The sequence below is a fragment of the Streptoalloteichus tenebrarius genome (assembly GCF_024171885.1).
GTDB classification, from domain to species: domain Bacteria; phylum Actinomycetota; class Actinomycetes; order Mycobacteriales; family Pseudonocardiaceae; genus Streptoalloteichus; species Streptoalloteichus tenebrarius.
The window spans coordinates 206,381-229,406 of record NZ_JAMTCP010000005.1 but is presented as its reverse complement, the minus strand read 5'-3'; the positions used below and the strand labels follow the sequence as shown (position 1 = coordinate 229,406).

Annotated in this window: 19 protein-coding genes and 1 pseudogene; 12 read left to right on the top strand and 8 right to left on the bottom strand. The window is 74.3% G+C overall.

Features of this window, described 5'->3' with window-relative positions:
* Nucleotides 1–103: 103 nt before the first annotated feature.
* Nucleotides 104–550: pseudogene (locus tag LX15_RS07805) on the top strand (transposase); the annotation flags it as partial.
* An 85-nt stretch (nucleotides 551–635) separates the two neighbouring features.
* On the opposite strand, the gene LX15_RS07800 reads toward LX15_RS07805, so the two are convergent.
* Complete coding sequence (locus tag LX15_RS07800; RefSeq protein WP_253668815.1) at nucleotides 636–1,271, bottom strand: TetR family transcriptional regulator; 636 nt, start codon at nucleotides 1,269–1,271, stop codon at nucleotides 636–638.
* 225 nt (nucleotides 1,272–1,496) lie between these two features.
* Here LX15_RS07800 and LX15_RS07795 point away from each other — a divergent pair, with 225 nt between their 5' ends.
* Nucleotides 1,497–2,831 carry an MFS transporter gene (locus LX15_RS07795; protein ID WP_253668814.1) on the top strand — a complete coding sequence of 445 codons (1,335 nt, stop codon included), beginning with the start codon at nucleotides 1,497–1,499 and terminating at the stop codon, nucleotides 2,829–2,831.
* Nucleotides 2,832–2,917: 86 nt separating this feature from the next.
* On the top strand, nucleotides 2,918–3,847 hold the full coding sequence (locus tag LX15_RS07790) for a 1-phosphofructokinase family hexose kinase (protein WP_253668813.1): 930 nt from the start codon (nucleotides 2,918–2,920) through the stop codon (nucleotides 3,845–3,847).
* Between the two features lie 6 nt (nucleotides 3,848–3,853).
* Here LX15_RS07790 and LX15_RS07785 read toward each other — a convergent pair whose 3' ends face one another.
* Both LX15_RS07785 and LX15_RS07780 read right to left on the bottom strand, forming a co-directional pair.
* Nucleotides 3,854–4,708, bottom strand: coding sequence for an SDR family oxidoreductase (locus LX15_RS07785; protein WP_253668812.1), 855 nt, complete (start codon nucleotides 4,706–4,708; stop codon nucleotides 3,854–3,856).
* Nucleotides 4,709–4,823: 115 nt separating this feature from the next.
* A complete protein-coding gene (locus tag LX15_RS07780) occupies nucleotides 4,824–5,033 on the bottom strand; it encodes a PspC domain-containing protein (RefSeq protein ID WP_253668811.1) in 210 nt (69 codons plus the stop codon).
* Between the two features lie 223 nt (nucleotides 5,034–5,256).
* Between LX15_RS07780 and LX15_RS07775 the strand changes: the two genes are divergently transcribed.
* Complete coding sequence (locus LX15_RS07775) at nucleotides 5,257–6,573, top strand: cytochrome P450 (protein WP_253668810.1); 1,317 nt, start codon at nucleotides 5,257–5,259, stop codon at nucleotides 6,571–6,573.
* A 58-nt stretch (nucleotides 6,574–6,631) separates the two neighbouring features.
* Here the strand turns inward: LX15_RS07775 and LX15_RS07770 are convergent, their stop codons facing one another.
* Entirely contained in the window at nucleotides 6,632–6,799 is a 168-nt protein-coding gene (locus tag LX15_RS07770) for a DUF6191 domain-containing protein (RefSeq protein ID WP_253668809.1), read from the bottom strand.
* 66 nt (nucleotides 6,800–6,865) lie between these two features.
* A complete protein-coding gene (locus tag LX15_RS07765) occupies nucleotides 6,866–8,350 on the bottom strand; it encodes a peptide MFS transporter (RefSeq protein WP_253668808.1) in 1,485 nt (494 codons plus the stop codon).
* A 194-nt stretch (nucleotides 8,351–8,544) separates the two neighbouring features.
* Here LX15_RS07765 and LX15_RS07760 point away from each other — a divergent pair, with 194 nt between their 5' ends.
* Together LX15_RS07760 and LX15_RS07755 are read left to right on the top strand one after the other, a co-directional pair.
* A complete protein-coding gene (locus LX15_RS07760; RefSeq protein WP_253668807.1) occupies nucleotides 8,545–9,108 on the top strand; it encodes a TIGR03086 family metal-binding protein in 564 nt (187 codons plus the stop codon).
* Nucleotides 9,109–9,245: 137 nt separating this feature from the next.
* Complete coding sequence (locus LX15_RS07755) at nucleotides 9,246–10,322, top strand: LacI family DNA-binding transcriptional regulator (protein ID WP_253668806.1); 1,077 nt, start codon at nucleotides 9,246–9,248, stop codon at nucleotides 10,320–10,322.
* 129 nt (nucleotides 10,323–10,451) lie between these two features.
* Here LX15_RS07755 and LX15_RS07750 read toward each other — a convergent pair whose 3' ends face one another.
* Nucleotides 10,452–10,679 carry a hypothetical protein gene (locus LX15_RS07750; RefSeq protein ID WP_253668805.1) on the bottom strand — a complete coding sequence of 76 codons (228 nt, stop codon included), beginning with the start codon at nucleotides 10,677–10,679 and terminating at the stop codon, nucleotides 10,452–10,454.
* Nucleotides 10,680–10,933: 254 nt separating this feature from the next.
* Between LX15_RS07750 and LX15_RS07745 the strand changes: the two genes are divergently transcribed.
* The 5 genes from LX15_RS07745 (at nucleotide 10,934) to LX15_RS07720 (ending at nucleotide 17,522) form a co-directional block, all read left to right on the top strand.
* Nucleotides 10,934–11,461 (top strand): DoxX family protein, encoded by a 528-nt coding sequence (locus tag LX15_RS07745; protein WP_253668804.1) that lies wholly within the window; start codon nucleotides 10,934–10,936, stop codon nucleotides 11,459–11,461.
* A 381-nt stretch (nucleotides 11,462–11,842) separates the two neighbouring features.
* On the top strand, nucleotides 11,843–13,234 hold the full coding sequence (locus LX15_RS07740) for a hemolysin family protein (protein ID WP_253668803.1): 1,392 nt from the start codon (nucleotides 11,843–11,845) through the stop codon (nucleotides 13,232–13,234).
* On the top strand, nucleotides 13,231–14,289 hold the full coding sequence (locus tag LX15_RS07735) for a hemolysin family protein (RefSeq protein ID WP_253668802.1): 1,059 nt from the start codon (nucleotides 13,231–13,233) through the stop codon (nucleotides 14,287–14,289). The genes LX15_RS07740 and LX15_RS07735 overlap by 4 nt, the downstream gene beginning before the upstream one ends.
* A 383-nt stretch (nucleotides 14,290–14,672) precedes the next feature.
* Nucleotides 14,673–15,623 (top strand): 3-methyladenine DNA glycosylase, encoded by a 951-nt coding sequence (locus LX15_RS07725; RefSeq protein WP_253668861.1) that lies wholly within the window; start codon nucleotides 14,673–14,675, stop codon nucleotides 15,621–15,623.
* Nucleotides 15,624–15,737: 114 nt separating this feature from the next.
* Entirely contained in the window at nucleotides 15,738–17,522 is a 1,785-nt protein-coding gene (locus LX15_RS07720) for a substrate-binding domain-containing protein (protein WP_253668801.1), read from the top strand.
* A gap of 187 nt (nucleotides 17,523–17,709) precedes the next feature.
* Here LX15_RS07720 and LX15_RS07715 read toward each other — a convergent pair whose 3' ends face one another.
* A complete protein-coding gene (locus tag LX15_RS07715; RefSeq protein ID WP_253668800.1) occupies nucleotides 17,710–18,300 on the bottom strand; it encodes a TetR/AcrR family transcriptional regulator in 591 nt (196 codons plus the stop codon).
* A 157-nt stretch (nucleotides 18,301–18,457) separates the two neighbouring features.
* Here LX15_RS07715 and LX15_RS07710 point away from each other — a divergent pair, with 157 nt between their 5' ends.
* The gene (locus LX15_RS07710) at nucleotides 18,458–19,918 is read left to right on the top strand and encodes an MFS transporter (RefSeq protein WP_253668799.1); all 1,461 of its coding nucleotides are present in this window, start codon (nucleotides 18,458–18,460) and stop codon (nucleotides 19,916–19,918) included.
* 99 nt (nucleotides 19,919–20,017) lie between these two features.
* Here the strand turns inward: LX15_RS07710 and gcvP are convergent, their stop codons facing one another.
* Nucleotides 20,018–22,942, bottom strand: coding sequence for an aminomethyl-transferring glycine dehydrogenase (gene gcvP, locus LX15_RS07705; RefSeq protein WP_253668798.1), 2,925 nt, complete (start codon nucleotides 22,940–22,942; stop codon nucleotides 20,018–20,020).
* Between the last annotated feature and the right edge of the window lie 84 nt (nucleotides 22,943–23,026).

Below are 23,026 nucleotides of genomic sequence, written 5' to 3'. Positions count from 1 at the left end.
GGCGTCAGTAGATGACCAGCGGTGACCAGGTCTTCCTCGGCCCGGACGTCGGCACGGGCGAGCATCACACCGTCGGCCTGGACCCCACCGGGAAACGACCGCACGACGGGCCACTGCCACCGAGGTCGAGGAGATCCTTGACGCGCACCCTCCTGCCGGGTTCCTGACCTCGATGCCCGGCATCGGGGTCAGGGCCGCCCGCATCCTGCTGCCAGATCGGCGACGCCTCGGCGTTCGCCTTCTCCGCTCACCCGGCCGCCTACGCGTGCATCGCCCCGGTCACCCGCACCTGCGGTTCCTCGACCAAGGGCGAACACCCGGCCCGCACCGGCAACCGCAAGCTCGAACGCGCCTTCTTCCTGGCCGCGTTCGCCGCGCTGTCCGACCCCACCAGCAGGGCTACCACGACCGGAAGCGAGCCGAGGGCACGAAGCACAACGCCGCACTGATCTGCCTGGCCCGCCGCCACTGCGACGTTTTGTTCGCGATGCTCCGCGACAAGGCCTACTACCGGCACCCCGAACCTGTCTCCGCCCCGACTGCGGCTTGACGAACACAGAGGGACACCCCCGCCACGAGTTCCGCTCGGAGAGCGCGGGGGCTCCGAGCGTGGGGCTCCGGAGGAGTCGCGCGCGTCAGGCGGCGGTGTCCGGCAACGGCGTTCCCAGACCCGGCACGGACGCCACCCCCTCGGCGACCAGGTCGAACGCCCGGTCCAGCTCTGCGAGCAGGTCGCCGCTCCCGTCCGAGCGCAGCCAGCGGGCCACCACCGCGACCAGCGAGCCCACCAGGGACCCCACCGCGGCGGTCACCACGGCCTCGTCGACGCCGGGCCGGAGCCGGGCGGTGATCACGGCGACCACCTCGGACTGGACCTCGGCCAGCCGGACGAGCGACTTCGCCCGCACCTCGGGCACCGAGAAGATCATCCGCAGCCGGAGCCGCTCGCGCTCGCCGCGCGCGAGGAGCGTCTCGCTGACCACCTCCCTGACGGCGGTCCTGAGCTGGTCCAGCAGCGGGGCGCCCTGCGGGGCGGCGCGCAGCCCGTCGAGGAACGACTCCAGGCGTTCCTCGGTGGGAACGAACGCCACGTCCTCCTTGGCGCGGAAATGGCCGAAGAACGTGCGGGGGGAGACATCGGCGGCCGCCGCGATGTCGGCGACCGTGGTGGCGTGGAATCCGCGCTCGACGAACAACCGCAGGGCGGCGTCGGCCAGCGCGCGACGGGTCCTGTTCTTCTTCCGTTCGCGAAGCCCTCGCTGCTCGGTCATCGCGCGTTATCGTACGGCGGTCGCCGCCTTTCGACGTGGACTGAATTCCCGGCCGCGTCGCGCGTTCCGGAGCGCGCCTCCGAGATGCGCCGAAGAACGGCCCAACGCGGACGAAACACCGAAAACTCTTTGCCGCGACACGAATCCCACATATTGGAGGGGGAAGCGTCGGCGGGGCCCGCCGCCCGCCATCCCCGCGACCGGAACACGCCGAGGAGGTCCCGCGTGCCAACGGACGAACCGCGGAGGAGCGCCGTCCCCGCGTACCTGCTCGCCGCCACGCTCACCCGGCTCGCCGGCGAGATGCTGCCGTTGGCGGTGGTGTGGCTGGTGCTCGACCGGGGAGGGGGACCCGGCCTCGCGGGGGCGACGGTCGCCGCCTACACCCTGCCCGCCGTCGTCTCCGGCCCGGTGCTGGGCGCGTGGCTGGACCGCACCCGCCACGTGCGGCTCGTCCTCGCCGCCAACCAGGTGCTGCTCGCCGTCGCCGCGCTCGGCCTGCTGGCGTGGGCCGGCCGGAGCGCGCCCGCGTCGTTCGCCCTGGCCGTGCTCGCCGGCGCGGCCTCGCCCATGACCAGCGGCGGGTTCAGCAGCCTGGTGCCCGCGCTCCCCCGGCGGCGGCCGCTCGCCGTGGTCACCGCGTGGGACGCCGCGACATTCAACGCGGCGGCGATCGTCGGCCCCGCCCTGGCCGGCACGCTCGCGGCCACCGCCGGTTCGGGCAGCGCGATGACGGTGAGCGGGCTGTGCGCGGTGGCCGGACTGGTGGGCACCGCGTTTCTCGGCAATGGCGTTCCGGCACGCGGCGCCCCCACATCCACCCCGACAACGGCCCCGCCTTCGGCCCCGCCCAAGAAAACGTCGGGATCGCGGAGAGACACCCATGGCGGCGCCGGCGACAACGCGACGGTTGCCGTGGACCAGCCCCGACTTCTCGCGTCGGTTGTCGCGGGAACCCGTCATCTGCTGCGCACTCCGCCCCTGTTGGGGGCCACTGTCACGACAGCGGTGGGTTTCGGCTCCACCGGCCTGTTGGCCCTGGCCATTCCCCTGCACGTGGAACGGTTGGGCGTGGAGAAGGGGACCGCTGGCTGGGTGTGGGCGGTGCTGGAGGTCGGGTGCGCGGCGAGCACCCTCCTGCTCGCCCGCCACCTGGCCGCGCGGCGGCCGGAGAACGTCGTGTTCGTGAGCACGGCCGCCTACGGGCTGGCCCTGCTGCTGTGGCCGCTCGCGCCGTCCCTGCCGGTGCTGCTGGGGGCCGCCCTGCTGGCCGGGCTCGTCGAGGGCCCGACCCTGCCGGCGGTGATCACCGCGCGGCAGCGCTACACCCCGCCGGCGATGGCCGCGCAGGTGTTCACCACCGGAGCCAGCCTGAAGATCGGCGCGTACGCGCTGGGAGCCGCGCTCGGCGCGCGTCTGGTGCCTGAGCTGGGCACCACGACCACGTTGGTCGTCGTGGCGGTCGCCCAGGTGGTCGCCACGGCGGTCGGCTGGTTCCTGGCCAGGGTCGGTTCCGCCGCGCGGGGTCCGTCTCCGGTCTACGTGCGTGAAGATGCGTGAATGTGCGTGAAACATCGCACTAGGATGCAGAAGTAAGCAGCTCCCGCCTGTCTCCTGTCATCCCGCGTCGCACCCCAGGAGCCCCCGTGATCCTCACCGTCACGCTCAACGCCGCGCTCGACACGACCTACGACGTGGACCGCCTGGTGCCCCACGCCTCGCACCGCGTGCGCGAGGTCCGGCACCGGGCGGGCGGCAAGGGCGTCAACGTCGCCAGGGTGCTCCAGGCACTGGGCCACCCGGCCGTGGTGACCGGGTTCGCCGGGGGGCCGACCGGCGGCGCGATCCACGACGACCTCGCCCGCGCCGACCTCGTCGACGCCCTCGTGGACCTGCCGGGCGAGTCGCGGCGCACGGTCACCGTCGTCTCGGCCGCCGACGGCGACGCCACGGTGTTCAACGAGCCCGGGCCGCACGTCGACGCCGAGGACTGGCACCGGTTCCTGTCCCGCTTCGCCACCCTGGCCAGGGACGCGGCGGTGGTCGTGCTGTCGGGCAGCCTCCCCCCTGGCGTGCCCGCCGACGCCTACGCGGAGCTGACCCGGCTCGCCGCCGAGCACGGCGCCCGCACGATCGTCGACGCCGAGGGCGAGCCGCTGCGCCTGGCCGTCCGCTCCCGCCCCGACGTGGTCAAGCCCAACGCGGACGAGCTGCGGCGGACGACGGGACGCCCCGAGCCGGAGGCCGGTGCGGCGCTGCTCCGCGACGCCGGCGCCCGCGCCGTGGTGGCCTCGCTCGGCGCGGAAGGCATGCTCGTCGTGTCCGACCAGGGCGCATGGCGCGCCAGCCCGCCGGAGCGCGTCGCGGGCAACCCGACGGGCGCGGGGGACGCGTGCGTGGCCGCGCTGGCGGTCGGCCTCCGCGACGGCCTCGACTGGCCCGCGACGCTGCGCGAGGCCGTCGCCCTCTCGGCGGCGGCCGTCCTGCACCCGGCGGCGGGGGGCTTCGACGACCAGGCCCGCCGTCGGTTCCTGTCCGGCGTCGAGGTCCGCGGCCTCGACGGCGTCGGGGCGTGACCCGGGTCAGCCGTTCTCCCGCTCCAGGAAGCCGTGGTCGCGCTGGGCGGTGGGCATCACCGCGTACTCCACGACCGTGACCTCCGGCGGCGACGTGAGGACGTGCAGCACCGCCCTGGCGATCTCGGCGGGGTCCATGCCCTCCTCCGCCAGCCGGGCGGCGAGCTGCTCCCGGAACCCCTTGCCGCTGCCGCCATCGCTGCCGCCATCGCTGCCGCCGTCGCTGTCGCTGTCGGCGTCGCCGCCGGCGGCGACGGCGATCGCGGTCCGCACGAACCCCGGCGCGACCGTGGTGACCCGCAGGCCCCGGGGCTGGCACTCCATCCGCAACGCCTCGCCCAGCGCGTGGACGGCGAACTTGGTGGCGGCGTAGACCCCGCTGGACGGCCCGGCCACCCGTCGGCCCGACATCGACGACACGTTGACCACGGACGGCGCCTCCGCGGCGAGCAGGTGCGGCAGCGCCGCCTTGGTGACCGCGAGCAACCCGATCACGTTGACGTCGAACAACCTCCGCCACGCGGCGGGGTCGGTGTCCGAGAGCAGGCCGGGCCGCGTGACGCCGGCCGAGTTGACCAGGGCGTCCAGCCCGCCCAGCTCCCCGGCCGCCCTGGCGACCGCGGCGACGGCCGCCGCGTGGTCGGTGACGTCGGCCGCGACCGGAACGCCGCCGATCTCCTCGGCGAGCGCGGCCAGCCGGTCGGCCCGCCTGGCGAGCAGGGCCACCCGCGCGCCGGCCGCCGCGGCGGCTCTGGCCACCGCCTCGCCGATGCCGGAGGACGCGCCGGTGACGAGGATCCTGCGGTCCCGCAGGGGGATCCCCCGCGTCGGGTCGGGGGACGGAGGTGGGGGAACGGCCACCGCGCCAGGCTAGGACCGGGCGGGGCGGCCGTCGGTGGATCATGGACGCCGCGTCGGCGGGGACCACCCGCCAGGGCGACGGTCAGGGACGGGCGCCGAGACGCCCGCCGACGGCTCAGGGACGGGCCACGCGGCGTTCGTCCGGCATGATCAGCCAGAGCAGGAGGTAGATCAGCACCTGCGGGCCCGGCAGCGCGCAGGAGACGACGAACGCCAGCCGCACGAGCCCGGGTTTCCAGCCGAACCTCCTGGCGATGCCCAGGCAGACACCGCCGATCCAGCGCCCGTCCCTGGGCCGGACCATCCGTTCGAGTTCTCCCGCCATGGTTTCGACCGTACCCAGGCCCCGCGCGCGCCGCCGGTCGTCGACCTCTTGGCTCACCCGTCCAGCCCTTTACGGCGTTTACCCCCGGCGGCCATCGTGGGGACGGGACCAGGTCGGGCGATCATCAGGACGCCGACCACCAGGACCCAGAGCCACCAGGACCCCGAACCACCAGGACACCGACCATCGCCGCCGGGACGGCCGGCCACCGGAGGGAGACGCCATGCCGGGCGCGAGGCTGCGCGCGACGCTGTCGTTGCTGACGACCAGGACGGTGCTCCGCGCGCACTCCCTGCTCGGCGACCCGCTGGCCAGGGTGATCTCCCCGGACGGCGGCCCGCTGCTCGACGCCTACCGCCGCGTCCGGCTCGGCGGGCCGCTCGTGCGCAGCCGGCTGGGCGCGTGGGCGACGGCCCGCCACTCCGTGGCCAGCCAGATCCTGCGCGACCCGAGGTTCGGCGTGGTGCCCTTCGCCGGGGACAGCAGGGCGCTCCTCCCCCAGCCCAAGGTTGGCGGGGGGACCCTGGTCCACCCGATCAACGACTCGTTCCTGTCGCTGGACCCACCCCGGCACACCCGGCTGCGCCGACTGGTCGCCCCGTGGTTCACCCCGAGGGCGCTGCGCGCCAGGACCGACCGCGTCGAGGCGATCGTGCGACGTCGGCTGGACGAGCTGGACACCGCGCGTCCCGTCGACCTCATGGCCGATTTCGCGACCGCCGTGCCCGTGGAGGTGATCTGCGACCTGCTCGGCGTCCCCACGCCGGAGCACGCGCGGTTCGCCACGTGGGGGGAGGTCCTCGCCGGCACGCTGGACGGCCTGTTCACCGTGCGCGAGATGGACCGGCTGCACGCCACGATGGTCGAGATGGACGCGTTCTTCCGGGAGCTCATGGACTTCCGGCGGCGGCACCCCGGCGAGGACGTGGTCAGCGAGGTCGTGCGCTCGACGGGACCCGACGACGACGTCACGACCGAGGACCTGCTGGCGACCACCGAACTGCTGCTGGTCGCCGGGTTCGAGACCACCGTGAACCTGATCGGCAACGGCGTGCTGGCCCTGCTGTCGCACCCCGACGCGCTGCGGCGGTTCCTCGCCGATCCGGGGCTGGCGGAGAACCTGGTCGAGGAGGTGCTGCGGCACGACTCGCCGGTGCAGTTCACCGGCAGGATCGTCCGCGAGGACATGGTGTTCGAGGGCGCCAGGCTGCGCAGGGACGAGCCGGTGCTGGTGCTGCTCAGCGGGGCCAACCGCGACCCGGCCGTGTTCGACGACCCCGAGCGGTTCGACATCGCCAGGGCGAACGCCAGGGAGCACCTGTCGTTCTCCGGCGGCGTCCACTACTGCCTCGGGGCGGGCCTGGCGCGGTTGGAGGGGGCCGTGGCGCTGCGGGAGCTGTTCCAGCGCTTCCCCCGGCTCGAACTGGCCGGCGAGCCGCTCCCCCGGCCCACCAGGCTGATCCACGGGGTGCGCACGCTGCCCGTGCGCTGCCACGCGCCGGCGGACGTCCTCACCCCGCCGTCACCGTCGACGCCCTGAGCCGCGCCGGCGTGTCCCTCGCGGGGACCGGGCGGCGACGCGGCCGGCCTGACCGGCGTCAGTCGGTGGTGTCGTCGCCGGAGGGTCGAGCCAGTCGGACGACGCCGGAGTCCAGGTCCAGGGGGCCGTCGCCGGCCTCCTTCTGCTCCCGCCGGTGGAACTGGACCCACTCGCGTTGGTCCCGCAGGAACCGCGACGCCGGCTCGAACATCTCCCCCAACGACATGTGGCCACGGTACGCGGCGAGCGCACCGTGGCCACAGGGGTCGAAAGGCGGGAGAGCCGCCCGGCGTCAGCTCACGCCGTGCATCAGCTTCCTGACCCGGTTGGTGCCGATCCAGAGCAGGACGGCCAGGGCGACCGCGCAGATCGCGAGGATGCCGAAGTACGGGATCTCGTTCTCCGCCGAGTAGAACGGCACGATCTGGGCCGCCAGGCCGTAGCCCGCGGAGGTCGCCAGGAACCACATGCCCATCATCTGCGACAGGAACGCGGCGGGGGCGAGCTTGGTGGTCATCGACAGGCCGACCGGGGAGAGCAGCAGCTCGGCGACGGTCTGGATGGCGTAGACCAGCAGCAGCCACAGCGGGCTGACCCTCGCGTCGGGGCCGGTGAGCATCGCCGCCAGGGCGAGCACGCCGAAGGACAGGCCGACCGAGGCCACCGCGATCGCGAACTTGCGCGGGGTGGACGGCTGGCGCTGGCCCAGCTTCAGCCAGATCATCGCCACGATCGGCGAGAACAGCACGAGGAACATCGGGTTGACCGACTGGAACCACGAGGCGGGGAACTCCCAGCCGAAGACGGTCTTCTCCACGCGCTCGTCGGCGTAGATGTTCAGGACGTTGGCCGCCTGCTCGAAGATCAGCCAGAACAGTGTCGCGGCGATGAACAGCGGGATGTACGCCTTGACCCGGTCGCGCTCGATCTTGGTGGTCTTGGGGCTGCGCAGCATCACCGCGAAGTAGATGACCGGGAGCACCATCGCGGCGATGGAGATCGCGTTGGTGATGCCGTGGGCGTCCAGCGTGCCGGTGAGCTGCATGATGACGAGGACGACCGCGACCCCCGCGACGGCCATGCCGATGCGGGTGAACGCCTTGCCGCGCTCCTCGGGAGTGAGCGGGTTGGACGGGGCGGCCGCCGCGTTGCCCAGGTGCCGCGCGCCCAACTTGTACTGGATCAGGCCGATGGCCATGCCGACCGCGGCGGCGCCGAAGCCGACGTGCCAGTTGACCTTCTCACCGAGGTAGCCCGTGACGAGCTGGCCGACGAACGAGCCGATGTTGATGCTGGTGTAGAAGACCGAGAAACCCGCGTCCCGCCGCGCGTCGGTCTTGGAGTAGAGGCTGCCGACGACGCTGGAGATGTTCGGCTTGAGCAGGCTGGTGCCCACGATGATCAGCGCCAGGCCGAGCCACACGGTGGAGGAGCCGAACGGCAGCGCCATGCACACGTGACCGAACATGATCACGAGGCCGCCGTAGAACACCGAGCGCTGCGACCCGAGCAGGCGGTCGGCGATCCAGCCACCGGCCAGCGCGGACATGTAGATGGCGGCCCCGTAGACGCTCACCACCGAGCTGGCGAGGGGCTTGTCCATCCCGAGGCCGCCGTTGGCCACCGAGGCGGACAGGAAGAACACCAGGATGGCGCGCAACCCGTAATACGAGAAACGCTCCCACATCTCGGTGAAGAACAAGGTGGCCAGGCCGCGTGGGTGGCCGAAGAAGCTCCGGTCCTCGTTGACCGGCGCCGCTGTCGCCGTGGCGCTCACGGTGTGTTGTCCTCTCGTGCCTCGACCGCGCGTCCGGCCGAGGCCGTCCGCGCACGACGGGCGGAGGCTACGCCGATGGGAGTAGCGCTCCGAAATCATGGACCCGGATCGTGGTCCAGACCACATGCCCGGTAGGTGGACGCATTCTTCATTGTCCAGTGGCCACGCCGCACGCATGATGTTGCACTGCTCACATGGATTTGCTAGTGGCCTACGACCGCGCCCTGGACGAGTTCGGCCGAAGGGTGCATCGCGTGTCGGCCGAACGGTGGAACTCCCCTACTCCGTGCGTCGAGTGGAGCGTTCGGGACCTCGTCAACCATCTCACGGTCGAACAGCTCTGGGCGCCCTGGCTGCTGCGCGGCGCGACGCTGGACGAGGTGGGCGACCGGTTCGACGGCGACCAGCTCGGGGACGACCCGGTGCGGCGGTGGGACCGGGCGGCGCGCGGTTCCCGGGAGGCGTTCCACCGCCCTGGCGCGCTGGACGGACGGGTCCACACCAGCGCCGGGGTGATGGCCGCCGCCGACTACGGATGGCAGATGACCTGCGACCTCACCGTGCACGCCTGGGACCTCGCCAGGGGCATCGGCGACGACGACCGGCTCGACGAGGAGCTGGTGGACGTCGTGTACGAGACCATCCGGGCCCAGATCGACTCGTGGCGCGGCGCCGGGATCGTCGACCCGCCCGTCAAGGTGCCGGACTCGGCGCCGACCCAGGACAGGCTGATGGGCCTCGTCGGCCGCCGGCCTTAACCCGTCCGCGGCACGCCCACCGCCGAACGGCGCAACACCCGGCGCGACTTCCCCTCCGAAGACCACCTTCTGTCACGTTCAGCCCGCGAATCACCCGTCGGTGGTTACGCTCCGGCAGCGACAGCAGGAGGTGGAACGTGGCCGCTCGTCAGACCACGTTGGTCCAGGTCGCCGAGCGCGCCGGGGTCTCGTTGGCCACCGCCTCGCGCGTGCTCAACGGCGGCGGCCGCCGCGTCAGCGCCCCGTTGCGGGAACGCGTGCTGGCCGCCGCCACCGTGCTGGGCTACCGCCCCAACGCGTCCGCGCAGGCGCTCGCCCGCAACAGCAGCAACCTGGTCGGGCTCGTCGTGCACGACATCGCCGACCCCTACTTCTCGTCGATCGCGGCGGGCGTGACCGAGGTGGCCGAGCGCGCGGGGCTGGTCGTCGTGCTGGGCACCACCGGCCGCGACCCGGAGCGCGAGCGCTCGCTGCTGGCGACGTTGCGGGCGCACCGGGCGCGGGCGGTGGTGCTCGTCGGCACCCGCGTCGCCGACCCGGTCGCGACCGAGCGCCTGGCCGCCGAGATCCGCGCGTTCGTCGCCGAGGGCGGTCGGGTCACCTGCGTCTCCCAGGCGGGGCTGCCCACCGACACCGTGGTCCCCGCCAACCGGGACGGGGCCACGGCGTTGGCGCGGCGGCTGACGGCCCTGGGCCACCGCCGGTTCGCGGTGCTCGCCGGGCCGACCACCCTGCTGACGGCGACCGACCGGCTGGCGGCGTTCCGCGCCGGCCTGGCCGAGGCCGGGGTGGCGCTGCCGGACGACGCCGTGGTGCACGGGGAGTTCACCCGGGACGGCGGGCACGCGGCCGCGCTGGAGCTGCTGTCGAGGCGGACCGGCGCGACGTGCGTGTTCGCCGTCAACGACGTCATGGCGGTTGGCGCGGTCGCGGCGTTCCGCGAGCGCGGGGTGCGGGTGCCCGAGGACGTCTCCGTGGCGGGGTTCGACGACATCCCCACGTTGCGGGACCTCGTCCCGGCGCTGAGCACCGTGCGGCTCCCGCTGACCGAGATGGGCCGGTGCGCGGCGATCATGGCGCTCGACGAGCCGGTCGGCGCCGGCCGACCTGCCGACCACGGCGACGAGCACCGGACCGAACACCGGCACGTGCCGATGCCGGCCGAGGTGGTCCTGCGGGAGAGCACCACCGCGCCGGGCGCCGGGCTGCCCTGATCCCGGGCGCCTCCGCCCACCTCCCTCCCGAACCGGCCACGGCGAACGGGGTGGCTGGCCGCGCCCACGCCGACGTCGACGTCCGGGTGAGCACCGAGGCGGAGAGGACGGACCAGCCCCTGGGCCAGCTCACCGCCCGAACCGACGACCTGGTTGCGGCCGATCGCCGACCCCGGGGCCAGCACCACGCTCAACCCCGGTGTGGTCGTCGGTGGCACCCGCACCAACGTCGGGCAGGCGGGTCGGCAGCCAGTCGTGCGGCAGGTCCGCGGTGCGGTCGAGATGGTCCTTGTCCGTGCTGGGCGACTCGCTGTCCACCAGCAGCGCCAGGTCGGCGCGGTGTCGGTCGCCTCCCACAGGTCGCGCCCGTCGTGGTCGGGGTCCTTGCCGCCGATCTTCTGGCACTCGTCCCACACCAGCGAGTGCACGGCCAGGTCGGGCGTACCCCCCGCGCTGGACGCACGGCCGCGCCGCCGTGAGGCGCGTCACTGATCGCCGGCGAAATAGTTCAAGTTTCAACCTCGTTCCGACACACGGACGCCGCGGCGCGCGCCGCGGCCCGACGGACCCGGACGGGTCCCCCTGACGAGACACGGAACGGGAGAACGACCATGACCACGCTCGACCTCGGGTTGTTGGTGCTCCGCGTCGTCGTCGGCCTGCTGATGGTCGGCCACGGCGCGCAGAAGCTGTTCGGCGCGTTCGGCGGGCACGGCCTCGCCGGCACCGCGGGGTGGCTGGAGTCCCAGGGCTTCCGCCCCGGCCGGGTCATGGCGCTGATGGCCGGCCTCGGCGAGCTGGCCGGCGGCGTCGGACTGGCCGTGGGCCTGCTCACCCCGCTGGCGGGCGCGGCCGTGATCGGCACCATGGTGGTCGCCGCCACCACGCACGCCGCCAACGGCCTGTGGGTCACCAAGGGTGGTTACGAGTACCCGCTGGTGCTGGCGGTCGCCGGCGCGGGCCTGGCGCTGACCGGCCCCGGCGCCGCGTCGCTGGACGCCCTGTTCGGCATCGACCGGCCGGCCACGACCCTGGCCGTTGCCGCGGTGGCGCTCGGCCTGGTCAGCGGCCTGGCCGTCGGCGGGAGGGCGGCCGCGGTCCGCAGGGCCGCCAGCGCCGCCGCGCCGCAGGCCGCCTGAGCGGCCCGACACCCCGCGACCGGCCAGACCTGGACCTGACGGCACCGACAGGCACAGGCAGGCACTGACAGACACCGACAGACACAGACCGGGCGCCGACGGGTGAAGCCCGGCACGGGCAGGGAGCGCGCGACCACACAGCGCGAGGCCGCCGGACGGAGTTCCTCCGTCCGGCGGCCATTCCTTACCCGTGTGGCTTATTCCGTTCGCGCGACGGAATCCCCGTTCCCTTACTCCACGTTTACACTGGCGTCCAGATATCGCCCGCTCACGTCGAGGAGTGACGCTTTCCGTGCGCGACGCGCAGTCACCTGGCTGCAGTAGTGGGCCGGGTTCACCCGGCTGCCATCCCCGTCCGGACGCCGACCTCAGGGGTGCTCGGTGACCGGACTCGTGACCACCCTCCTCGGCCTGCTCGTCGTCGCCGTGCTCACGCTGGGCACCGCGATCTTCGTCGCGGCCGAGTTCTCCCTCACCGCGCTGGAGCGCAGTCAGGTCGACACCCACGCCCAGCAGGTCGGCGACTCCAGGGCGCTGACCGTCCAACGCGCCCACCGGACCCTGTCCTTCCAGCTCTCCGGCGCCCAGCTCGGCATCAGCGCCACCACGCTGGTCACCGGCATCGTGGCCAAGCCGGCCATCGCCGCGCTCCTGGAGCCGGGGCTGACCGCGCTGCGCGTGCCCGCCGCGGCGGCGGAGCCGATCGCCCTGGTCGTGGCGCTGCTGCTGGCCACCGCGCTGTCGATGATCTTCGGCGAGCTGGTGCCCAAGAACCTGGCGATCGCCAGGCCGCTCGCCACGGCCAGGGCCGTCGCCGGCGCGCAGGCCGGGTTCTCCGGCCTGTTCCGCTGGTTCATCCACTGGCTCAACGGCTCGGCCAACTGGGTCGTGCGCCGACTGGGCGTCGAGCCGGCCGAGGAGCTGCGTTCCGCGCGGTCGCCGCAGGAGCTGGGCTCGCTGGTCCGCAGCAGCGCCGCGCAGGGCACCCTCGACCAGGGGACCGCGGCCCTGCTGGACCGGTCGCTGCGCTTCGGCGACCGCACCGCCGACGAGCTGATGACGCCCCGCGTCCGGGTCGAGGCGCTGCGGGTCGACGCGACCGTGCTCGACCTCATCGCCGCCGCGCGCAGGACCGGCTTCTCCCGCTTCCCCGTGCACGCCGGGGACCTGGACGACATCAAGGGCGCGGTCCACGTCAAGCAGGCGTTCGCGGTGCCGGCCGCGCAGCGCGCCACCACCCCGGTGTCGGCGCTCACCCGACCGGTGCCCACCGTGCCCGAGACGTTGGACGGCGACGCCCTGCTCGACCGGCTGCGCGGCTCCGGGCTCCAGATGGCCGTGGTCGTCGACGAGTACGGCGGCACGGCGGGCCTGGTCACGCTGGAGGACCTGGTCGAGGAGATCGTTGGCGACGTGCGGGACGAGCACGACCGGCTGGAGGTCGCCCCGGTGCGCCCGCTGGGCAGGACGAGCTGGATGGTCTCGGGGCTGCTGCGGGGCGACGAGGTGGCCGAGGCCACCGGCTTCCGCATCCCGGACGGCGACTACGAGACGCTCGCCGGGTTCGTCCTGGCCCGGTTGGGGCGCATCCCCTCGGTCGGCGACGAGGTGCTCCACGAGGGCTGGCGGCTCACCGTGATGCGGATGGACCGGCACCGGGTGGCCGAGCTGCGCGTCTCCCTGGCTCCCGAGCGGGCTCCGGAGCGGCAGGGGGATCCCGCGCCGCGCGGTGAGCGGGCGCGGCAGGGCCACGCCCAGGGGGCCGCGCGGTGAACGACCTCGTCTCCCTCTTCCTCGCGATCCTGCTGCTCGGCGCGAACGCGTTCTTCGTGGGCGCGGAGTTCGCCCTGATCAGCGCCCGTCGCGACCGCCTGGAGGCCCTGCTGGAGTCGGGGCACCCCCGGGCGAGGACGGTCATGCGCGCCAGCGAGCGCATCTCGCTGATGCTGGCCGGCGCGCAGCTCGGCATCACGGTCTGCTCGCTGGGGCTGGGCGCGCTGGGCGAGCCGGTGATCGCCAGCCAGCTCGAACACCTGCTCCAGCCGCTCGGGGTGCCGAGCGCGGTGGTGCACCCGCTGGCCTTCGTGGTCGCGTTGGCCGTCTTCTCGGTGCTGCACGTCGTGCTCGGCGAGATGGTGCCCAAGAACATCGCGATCGCCGGGCCGGAGCGCACCGCGTTGCTGCTGGTGCCGGTCCTGGTCGGCTTCGTCCGGCTGGTCCGACCGGTGATCTCGCTGCTCAACGTGTGCGCCAACGGCGTGCTGCGGCTGCTGGGCGTGCGTCCCAAGGACGAGCTGGACACCGCCTACACCCGCGACGAGCTGGCCGAGATGCTCGGCGAGTCGCGCAGGGAGGGCCTGCTCGACGAGCCGGAGCACCGGCGGTTGGCGCAGGCGCTCTCGTCGGCCGACCGCACGGTGGCCGACGTGCTGGTGCCGATCGACCAGGTCAGGACCGTGCCCGAGCGGCCGACCGTGGGCGACCTGGCCGAGGCCGTGACCGACACCGGGTTCTCGCGCTACCCGCTGCGGCGCGACGACGGCCGCCTGGTCGGCTACCTGCACGTCAAGGACGTGCTGGAGCTGGCGGGCGCGGACCCAGCGACGCCGGTGCCGCGCTCCAGGGTCAGGGGCCTGCCGGACCTGCCGGCCGACGCCCGACTGGACGAGGCGCTCGCGGCGCTGCGTCGCGCGCACAGCCACCTGGCGCGCGCCGTGGGCCAGGACGGGTCGCTGCTCGGCGTCGTCGCACTGGAGGACCTGGTGGAGGAGTTCGTCGGGACCGTCAGGGACGGCACCCACGTCAACGGCCTGCTCCCCGACCGCTGACCCTTCACCCGTCTCACCGTCCGCGCCCCGTGACGCCCGCCCTGGTGGCCGGCGTCGCGGGGCGCGCCGCGTTCCGCCTCACCGCGAAGGCCGGCACGGGGAGCCCAGCCCGCCCCAGCCCTGAGCGGTACCCGAGGCCCGTGTGGCCCAGCACCTCCCGCTCCCGGTCGGTGAGGGCGGCGGTCCGGTCCCTGGCGCCCGCGCCCCGCGCCGGTCTTGAGCAGGAACCCGCTGGCCCCGTCGCCGAGCGCGCGGGCGATGGAGCCGTCCTCGGAGAACGTCGTCAAGCGCATGATCCGCGTGGCGCTGGCCGACGACGAGGACGCGGTTCGGGCGACACCCCCCACCACCCGGTCGGGGCGACGTCGTACCGTTGGGGCGTGGTGTCCGGTCCGATCGTGCTCGACGAGGCGACCTGGCACACCCGTCGGGAGGAACACCGGCGCCGGGTGCGTCGCTGGACCGAGCCCCACGTGCGGCGCCGCGCCAACCTGGAGAAGCACCCGGTCCTGGACTTCCTGTTCACCTACTACTCGCACCGGCCGGCGCGGCTGGAGCGGTGGCACCCCGGACCCGACGTGGTGCTGACCGGGGAGTCGGCCCGCGAGTACCTGTCCTGGTCGGGCTACGCCGAGCACCCGGACGTCCCCGGCGGCGTGGCGCTCGACCCGGCCGCCTTCACCGACAGCCGGCGTCGCACGGCGGAGTTCGCGCACGCCCTGCTCACCGCCACCGCGTCCCGGCCGCCCCGGCTGAGCTGCTTCGGCCTGCACGAGTGGGCGATGGTCTACCGGCTGGACCAGGACGAGGTGCGGCACGCCGCGTGGCCGCTGCGGCTCGGGTCCTCCGGCACGGACGCGGTGGTCGAGTCGCAGTCGATCCGGTGCGGCCACTTCGACGCGTTCCGGTTCTTCACCGAGCCCGCCCGGCCGCGCAACACGCTCCAGCCCACGCGCGAGGACCAGCTCCGGCTCGAACAGCCGGGATGCCTGCACGCCAACATGGACCTCTACAAGTGGGCGTACAAGCTGGACCCCTTCACGCCGTCCGAGCTGGTGGCCGACTGCTTCGAGCTGGCCGTGGAGATCAGGGAGCTGGACATGCGGGCCAGCCCGTACGACCTGGCGGCCCTGGGGTACGAGCCGGTGCGGATCGAGACGGCCGAGGGCAGGGCGGACTACGCGCGCCGCCAGGCGGCCTTCGCCAGGAGGGCGGCGCCGCTGCGCGACCGTCTGGCCCAGCTCTGCCGCCGGTTGCTGGAGTGGGGTGAGCCGCCGGACACGGTGAGCGAGGACGGCCGCACCCGGACCGCTACTCTGCGCAACCTTCCTTGACCGAATGTTTTCACCTGTTAGCGTGAAATGCGGCGACGGGGCCGAAGGGGGTCGGCTCCGCCGCCGAGCACTGGTCACGGGGAGAAGTCACCTGACGCTGTAAGGGGGGCGTCGATGGGGCGGCACCGCTCGCGCGGCGATGACGCACGACGGGGGATCGCGTGGTGGCCGTTGGCGGCGCTCGCCGCCGTCGTCCTCGTCGTCCTGGGCTACGTCGGCTGGACCTGGCTGGGCGGGCTGCTGGACCGCCGCGCCGCCGCCGAGGCCAGGAACTGCGTCGAGGGCGAGATCACCCTCACCGTCGCCGTCGCCCCGAGCGCCGCCGAGCCCCTGCGCGCCGTCGCCGCCACCTGGTCGGCCGAGCGGCCGGTGGTCCAGGACCGGTGCGTCGCCGTCCGGGTCTCCGAGATCGACCCGCGCGCGGTGCTCACCGGCCTGACCGGCGGGTGGGACGAGTCGCGGCTCGGCCCGCGTCCCGCCGCGTGGGTCCCCGACTCCAGCCTCTGGGTGCACCGGCTCGCCGCGCGCGACCCCGCGCTGCTCGGCTCGCAACCCGAGTCCCTGGCCAGCAGCCCCGTGGTGCTGGCCATGCCGGCCGTGGGCGCGCTCGCCCTCCGGTCCGGGGCGCCGCGCTGGGGCGAGCTGCCCGACCTGATGGCCGCCGCCGACGGCTGGAACCGGTACGGGCACCCCGAGTGGGGCCGGTTCTCCGTGGCCCTGCCCGACCCCTCGGACAACCCCGCCACCGCGCTCGCCCTGCACGCCGCCCTCGCCGGGGCGGGGCAGCCGGGCACCGGGCCGGTGACCAGCGAGGTCCTCGGGCAGGAGGCCACCCGCGAGCGGCTCGGCCGGCTCGCCGCCGCCCGACCCCCGGCCCCCGGCACGGCCAGGGACGTCCTCGTGGCGTTGACCGGGCGGAAGGACCTCGCCGGGGCCGACGTCGACGCGGTGCCCGTCACCGAGGTCGACCTGTACCGGCGCAACCTCGGCCAGGACGGCGGGCCGAAGATGGACGAGCCGCTCATCGCGGTCCCGGCCGGCGGCCCCACCCCCGTGGCCGACTTCCCGATCGTGGCGCTCACCGGGCAGGGCCAGCGCACCGACGCGGTGCTGGTCCGCGCCGCGCAGCGATTCGGCGAGTTCGTGCGCGGCGCCGAGCGCCAGGAGGTGCTGGCGCGGGCCGGCCTGCGGGTGCCGACGACCGGGGTCCACCCCGACTTCTCCCCCGGCCTGCGGTGGGAGCCGCTGGGCGAGCGGGTCGCCCAGCCGGAGCCCGGCGTGTCCCAGCAGCTCGCGGCGGCGTGGGCGAACACCGCCGGCGCGCAGACCGTGACGTTCCTGGTCGACGTGTCCCGCTCGGTGGAGCAGGACGGGGGTGACGGCCGCAGCCGGCTGGAGTGGCTGCGGGCGGTGTTGCGGGGCCAGGTGGACCGCTCCCCCGCCTCAGCCTTCGGGCTGTGGGAGTTCTCCCGTTCGGTCGACGGCGACCGCCCCTACCGCCAGCTCGTCCCCACCGGGCCGACGCGGCAGCAGCGGGACGCCCTGCTGGCCGGCGTCGACCAGCTCCGGCCGTTCGGCGACACCCACCTGCACCCCAGCCTCGTCGCGGCCTACCGGGACGCGGTCGAGCGCTTCCGCCAGGGCCAGCCCAACCGGCTCGTGGTGGTCACCGACGGCTCCGACAACAGCGGCATGTCGGTCGCCCAGCTCAGGGACGAGCTCGGCAAGGCGCGGCGGCAGGACCGCCCGGTCTCGGTCAACGTGGTCGCCTTCGGCCCGGACGTCGACCGGGGACGCCTCGACGAGCTGGCCCGCGCGACCGGCGGCACGGTGTCGGTCGCGGTCGACGGCAAGGGGCTGGACGCCGCCATCAGCCAGGTACTGTCCTCGGCCGACTGACCACGACGCCCGCGCGGGGCGCGGTCGGCGGCGCCGCGTGCCGTCACCAGTCCCGGGCACCGGGCACCGGGCCGGACCAACATCACCGGTCCGGACCAACATCACCGGTCCGGGCCAACATCACCGGTCCCGGACATCGTCACCCATCCCGGGTCACCGGTCCCGGGCAGTCAGCGGTCGCGGACAGTCACCGGTCGCGGCCCAGGATGCCGTCGACAAGGCGGGTCAACGCCCAGCCGAACTCGGCTCCGGGGTCATCCGCGCTCACGTTGTCGCCGGGCGAGGTGGCGGGTTCTCCGCCGACGTGATGGCCCAGCGGGTGCGCGTTCAGCAGGTGCCCGAGCAACAGGTGCCACAGGGCGCGGTAGCCCCGGAGCGCCTCACTCTCCGGGCAGCCGGCGTCGACCAGGGCGGCGAGCGCGGCGCTGGCGAACCGCTCGGCGTGGGGGGACACGATGTCGCCGTCGGCGATGATCCTGGCGGCCCAGCGGTGCCGGGCCAGGTAGTCGTGCCCCGCCCGCCACAGGTCCAGCAGCCGCCGCCGGGGGTCGTCGCCCTCGCGCGGCCGGGGCAGGTCCCTGGCGACGTCGTCGGCGATCAGCTCCAGCAGTTCCCGCCGGTCGGCGATGTGCCGGTAGAGCGACGCCTGCCCGGTGCCCAGCTCGTGGCCGACCCTGCGCAGCGTGAGCGCGTCGAGCCCCTCGGCCTCGACGACCCGCCTGGCCGCGGCGACGATCACCGGCCGGCTGAGTCGTTGACGTCCGTCGCGTTGCCCCACAGGGCGCCACTGTAACGCCCGGTGTCGCGCGGACCACCCTGCCGCCCGAGGAGCACTTAGGCTAGCCTCACAAACTGCGAACGTCGTTCGCATATCGGTCGGTCGGTGCCCCCACTCCGCACCCGACCCCGCCGGTCACCCGTCCCGAGGAGGTTCCGTGTCCCTGGCCGCCCCCGTCCGGCCCGACGCCGCCGGCCCGGCCCGCACCAACGCGGCGGCAGTGCTCACCGCCCTGACCACGACCGTCCTGTCCTACGGCCTCATGCAGACCATGCTGGTGCCCGCGGTCGGCGTGCTCCAGGCGGCGCTGTCCGCCGACACCCGGCTCACCGCGTGGGCCGTGCTCACCGCGCCCCTGCTGACCAGCGCGGTGCTCACACCGTTGATCAGCGCCCTCGGCGACCGCCACGGCCGGCGGCGCGTGCTGCTCGCGGTGCTCGTCTGCTTCCTCGTCGCGACGGTCGGCGCCGCCCTCGCGCCCGGCCTCGGCGCGCTCCTCGCGTGCCGGGCGGTCCAGGGCGTCAGCCTGGCCGTCGTGCCGCTGTCCCTCGGCCTCGTGCGTGAGGCGCTGCCGCCCGACCGGGTCGCCTTCGGCTCGGGGCTCGTCTCCGGCACGGTGGGCGGCGGCGCCGGCCTCGCGCTGGTCGTCGGCGGCCTGATCTGCGACCACGTGTCCTGGCGCTGGCTGTTCGCCGCCGGCGGCCTGGTCATCCTCGCCGCGCTCGCGCTGGTCGCGTGGTTCGTGCCGGACGGGACCGCCCACGCCGACGGCCCGCTCGACCTCGGCGGGGCCGCCCTGCTCGGCGGCGGCCTGGTCGCCCTGCTCGTCGCGCTGACCCAGGGGCCGGCGTGGGGTTGGGCGCACCCCGGCGTGCTGGCGCTGTTCGCGGCGTGCGTGGCGCTGCTGGCCCTGTTCGTCGTGGTAGAACGCCGCCACTCGCACCCGCTGGTCGACGTCAGGACGCTGGCCAACGGCCCGTTGCTGGTGGCGCACCTCGGCGCGCTGGTGCTCGGCGCGGCGCAGTTCGTGACCTACGTGCTGGTGCCCAGGATCGCGCAGCTCCCGCACGGCCTGCCCGCCGACGCCGCTCCGCTCGTCGACTACGGCTTCGCCCTGTCGGTGACCGGAGCCGGCCTGCTGATGCTGCCCGGCACCCTGGTGATCCTGCCGGCCAGCGCGGTGACCGGCGCGGTCGAGCGCCGGTTCGGCCCGTGCGTCCCGCTCGTGCTCGGCCTGGCCGCCACCGCCCTCGGCTGCGCGGCGCTCGCGGCGTGGCACCGCGGCGAGGCGCAGGTCGTCCTGGGCTACCTCGTGGCCAGCGTCGGCTTCGGGTTCGCCATGGCGGCCATGCCGAGGCTGGTCAACAGCGCGGTCCCCGCGACGCGCGCCGCCAGCGCGAACGGCGTCAACACGGTGGCCCGCACGGTCGGCGGCGCGATCGGGAGTCAGCTCGCGGCGGCGATCCTCAGCTCGCTCACCCTCGCCGGCGGAGCGGCTCCCTCCGAGACCGGGTTCTCGGTCGCCTTCTGGGCGGGCGCGGCCGTCGCCCTGGTCGGCGCCGTCCTCCCGTTCCTGGTGCGGCCGGCGCGGGGCGAGGCCGTGGTCCAGCCGGCCTGAAGCCGTCCGCCGGCTGCCCCGGCGCACGACGAACGGACCCGCCGACAGCGCGGTCGGCGGGTCCGTTCACCTTCGTTCGGGCGCTCAGCCCTGCTCGTCTCAGCCCTCGTAGGCGCTCAGCGGCGGGCAGGAGCAGACCAGGTTGCGGTCACCCTTCGCGCCGTCGATGCGGCGCACCGCCGGCCACGCCTTCGGCCGGTTCGGGCCGGTCGGGAAGGCCGCCTCGGCCCGCGTGTACGGGTGGTCCCACTCGCCGGCCAGGCAGGCCGCCGTGTGCGGGGCGTTGCGCAGCGGGTTGTCCTCGGCCGGCCACTCGCCGGAGGCCACCCGGTCGATCTCCCGGCGGATGGCGATCATGGCGTCGCAGAACCGGTCCAGCTCGGCCAGGTCCTCGCTCTCGGTCGGCTCGATCATCAGCGTGCCGGCGACCGGGAAGGACATGGTCGGGGCGTGCAGGCCGTAGTCGGCCAGCCGCTTGGCCACGTCGTCCACGGTCACGCCGGTCGCCTTGGTGATCTGCCGCAGGTCGAGGATGCACTCGTGGGCGACGAAGCCGCCCTCGCCGGTGTAGAGCACCGGGTAGTGCTCGTCCAGCCGGCGCGCCACGTAGTTCGCGGCGGCCACGGCGGTCAGCGTGGCGCGGCGCAGCCCGTCGGCGCCCATCATCCGGACGTACGCCCAGGAGATCGGCAGGATCGACGCGCTGCCCCACGGGGCTGCGGCGATCGGGCCGACCCCGGTCTCCGGCCCCGCGGCCGGCTGGAGCGGGTGGTTCGGCAGGAACGGCGCCAGGTGCGCGCGCACGCCGATCGGGCCGACGCCCGGCCCGCCGCCGCCGTGCGGGATGCAGAAGGTCTTGTGCAGGTTCAGGTGGGACACGTCCGACCCGAACCTGCCGTACTGGGCGAGGCCGATGAGCGCGTTGAGGTTCGCGCCGTCGACGTACACCTGGCCGCCGGCGTCGTGCACGAGGCCGCACACCTCGCGCACGGTGTCCTCGTAGACGCCGTGCGTCGACGGGTAGGTGATCATGATCGCGGCCAGGTCGGACGCGTGCGCGGCCACCAGCTCGCGCAGGTGCCCCATGTCGATGTTGCCCTTGTCGTCGCAGCGGACCACGACGACCCGCATGCCCGCCATCACCGCGCTGGCCGCGTTCGTGCCGTGCGCGCTGGCCGGGATGAGGCAGACCTCGCGCTGCCGCTCGCCCCGGCTGTGGTGGTAGGCGCGGATGGCCAGCAGCCCGGCCAGCTCGCCCTGGCTGCCCGCGTTCGGCTGGAGGCTCACCGCGTCGTAGCCGGTGATCTCGGCCAGCCACCGCTCCAGGTCCGCCACGATCCGCAGCAGGCCGGCCGCGTCCTCGGCCGGGGCGAACGGGTGCAGGTCGGCGAACTCTGGCCAGGTGATGGGCTCCATCTCGGCCGTGGCGTTGAGCTTCATCGTGCACGAGCCCAGCGGGATCATGCTGCGGTCCAGCGCGATGTCCTTGTCGGCCAGCGACCGCATGTACCGCAGCAGCGCCGTCTCGGAGCGGTGCGCGTGGAACACCGGGTGCGTGAGGTACTCCGACGTGCGCCGCAGCTCGCCGGGGATGCCGTCGGCGGTGTCGGCGTCCAGCGCGTCCACGTCCCGCACCTCGACGCCGAAGGCCCGCCACACCAGCTTGAGGTGCTCGCGGGTGGTGGTCTCGGAACAGGCCACCCCGACGTGGTCGGCGTCGGCCCGGCGCAGGTTCACGCCCAGCTCGCGCGCGGCGGCGACGACCTCGTCGGCCCGACCGGGCACGTGGGCGAGCACGGTGTCGAAGAAGTCGCCGTGCACGACCTCGACGCCGCCCTCGGACAGGCCGGCGGCCAGCACGGTGGCCATGCGGTGCGCCCTGGTCGCGATGGCCCGCAGGCCCTCGGGGCCGTGGTAGACGGCGTACATCGAGGCGACCACGGCCAGCAGCGCCTGCGCGGTGCAGATGTTGCTGGTCGCCTTCTCCCGCCGGATGTGCTGCTCACGGGTCTGCAACGCCAGCCGGTAGGCGGGGTTGCCGTCGGCGTCGACGCTCACGCCCACCAGCCGGCCGGGGAGCTGGCGCTCCAGGCCCTGGCGGACCGCCATGTAGCCGGCGTGCGGGCCGCCGAAGCCCATGGGGACGCCGAAGCGCTGGGTGGTGCCCACGGCCACGTCCGCGCCCATCTCGCCCGGCGACCGGAGCAGGGTCAGGGCGAGCAGGTCGGCGGCGACCACGACCATCGCGCCGCGCTGGTGCGCCTCGGCGATGACCGACCGGTGGTCGCGGACCACGCCCGAGGCGGCGGGGTAGGACAGCAGCACGCCGAAGAAGTCCTCGCCGAAGCCGAGGCCCTCCAGTCCCTGCGACAGGTCGGCGACCACGACCTCGATGCCCAGCGGCTCGGCGCGGGTCTCGATCACCGCGATGGTCTGCGGCAGGGTGTCGGCGTCCACCAGGAAGCGGTTCGACTTCGACCGGCCGGCCCGGCGCAGCAGCGTCATGGCCTCGGCGGCGGCGGTGCCCTCGTCCAGCACGGACGCGTTGGCGATCGGCAGCCCGGTCAGGTCGGACACCACCGTCTGGAAGTTCAGCAGCGCCTCCAGCCGGCCCTGCGAGATCTCCGGCTGGTAGGGGGTGTAGGCGGTGTACCAGGCCGGGTTCTCCAGCACGTTGCGCAGGATGACCGGCGGGGTGACCGTGCCGTGGTAGCCGAGACCGATCATCTGCACGGCCGGCCGGTTGCGCCGGGCCAGCTCGCGCAGCTCCGCCAACGCTCCGGCCTCGGTGGCCGGCTCCGGCAGCCGCATCGTGAGGTCGCGCTCGCGGATGACCGACGGCACGGCGCGCTCGGCCAGCTCCTCCAGCGAGCCGACGCCGACGACGTCGAGCATCCTGGCCAGCTCCGCCGGCCGGGGGCCGACGTGGCGGTCGGCGAAGGGGGTGCCGTGCTCCAGCGCGGCCAGGGGGACGCGGTCCGGGGCCGGGCCTCCGGCACGGGGGTCGTTGCTCGCCTGCGTCATGTTTCGCCTCCGGCGTTCGGGGACGGGCGTGCGGAGACAGCGCTCCGCGTGCCCTCCCCCTCTGTCGGTGCCCGCCGGGGCGGG

What these genes read in the sequence shown, in the direction of transcription:
- LX15_RS07800 (WP_253668815.1), bottom strand. Translation starts at nt 1,271, where the DNA reads ATGACCGAGCAGCGAGGGCTTCGCGAACGGAAGAAGAACAGGACCCGT.
- LX15_RS07780 (WP_253668811.1), bottom strand. Translation starts at nt 5,033, where the DNA reads ATGGCGGGAGAACTCGAACGGATGGTCCGGCCCAGGGACGGGCGCTGG.
- LX15_RS07775 (WP_253668810.1), top strand. Translation starts at nt 5,257, where the DNA reads ATGCCGGGCGCGAGGCTGCGCGCGACGCTGTCGTTGCTGACGACCAGG.
- LX15_RS07770 (WP_253668809.1), bottom strand. Translation starts at nt 6,799, where the DNA reads ATGTCGTTGGGGGAGATGTTCGAGCCGGCGTCGCGGTTCCTGCGGGAC.
- LX15_RS07760 (WP_253668807.1), top strand. Translation starts at nt 8,545, where the DNA reads ATGGATTTGCTAGTGGCCTACGACCGCGCCCTGGACGAGTTCGGCCGA.
- LX15_RS07745 (WP_253668804.1), top strand. Translation starts at nt 10,934, where the DNA reads ATGACCACGCTCGACCTCGGGTTGTTGGTGCTCCGCGTCGTCGTCGGC.
- LX15_RS07720 (WP_253668801.1), top strand. Translation starts at nt 15,738, where the DNA reads ATGGGGCGGCACCGCTCGCGCGGCGATGACGCACGACGGGGGATCGCG.
- gcvP (WP_253668798.1), bottom strand. Translation starts at nt 22,942, where the DNA reads ATGACGCAGGCGAGCAACGACCCCCGTGCCGGAGGCCCGGCCCCGGAC.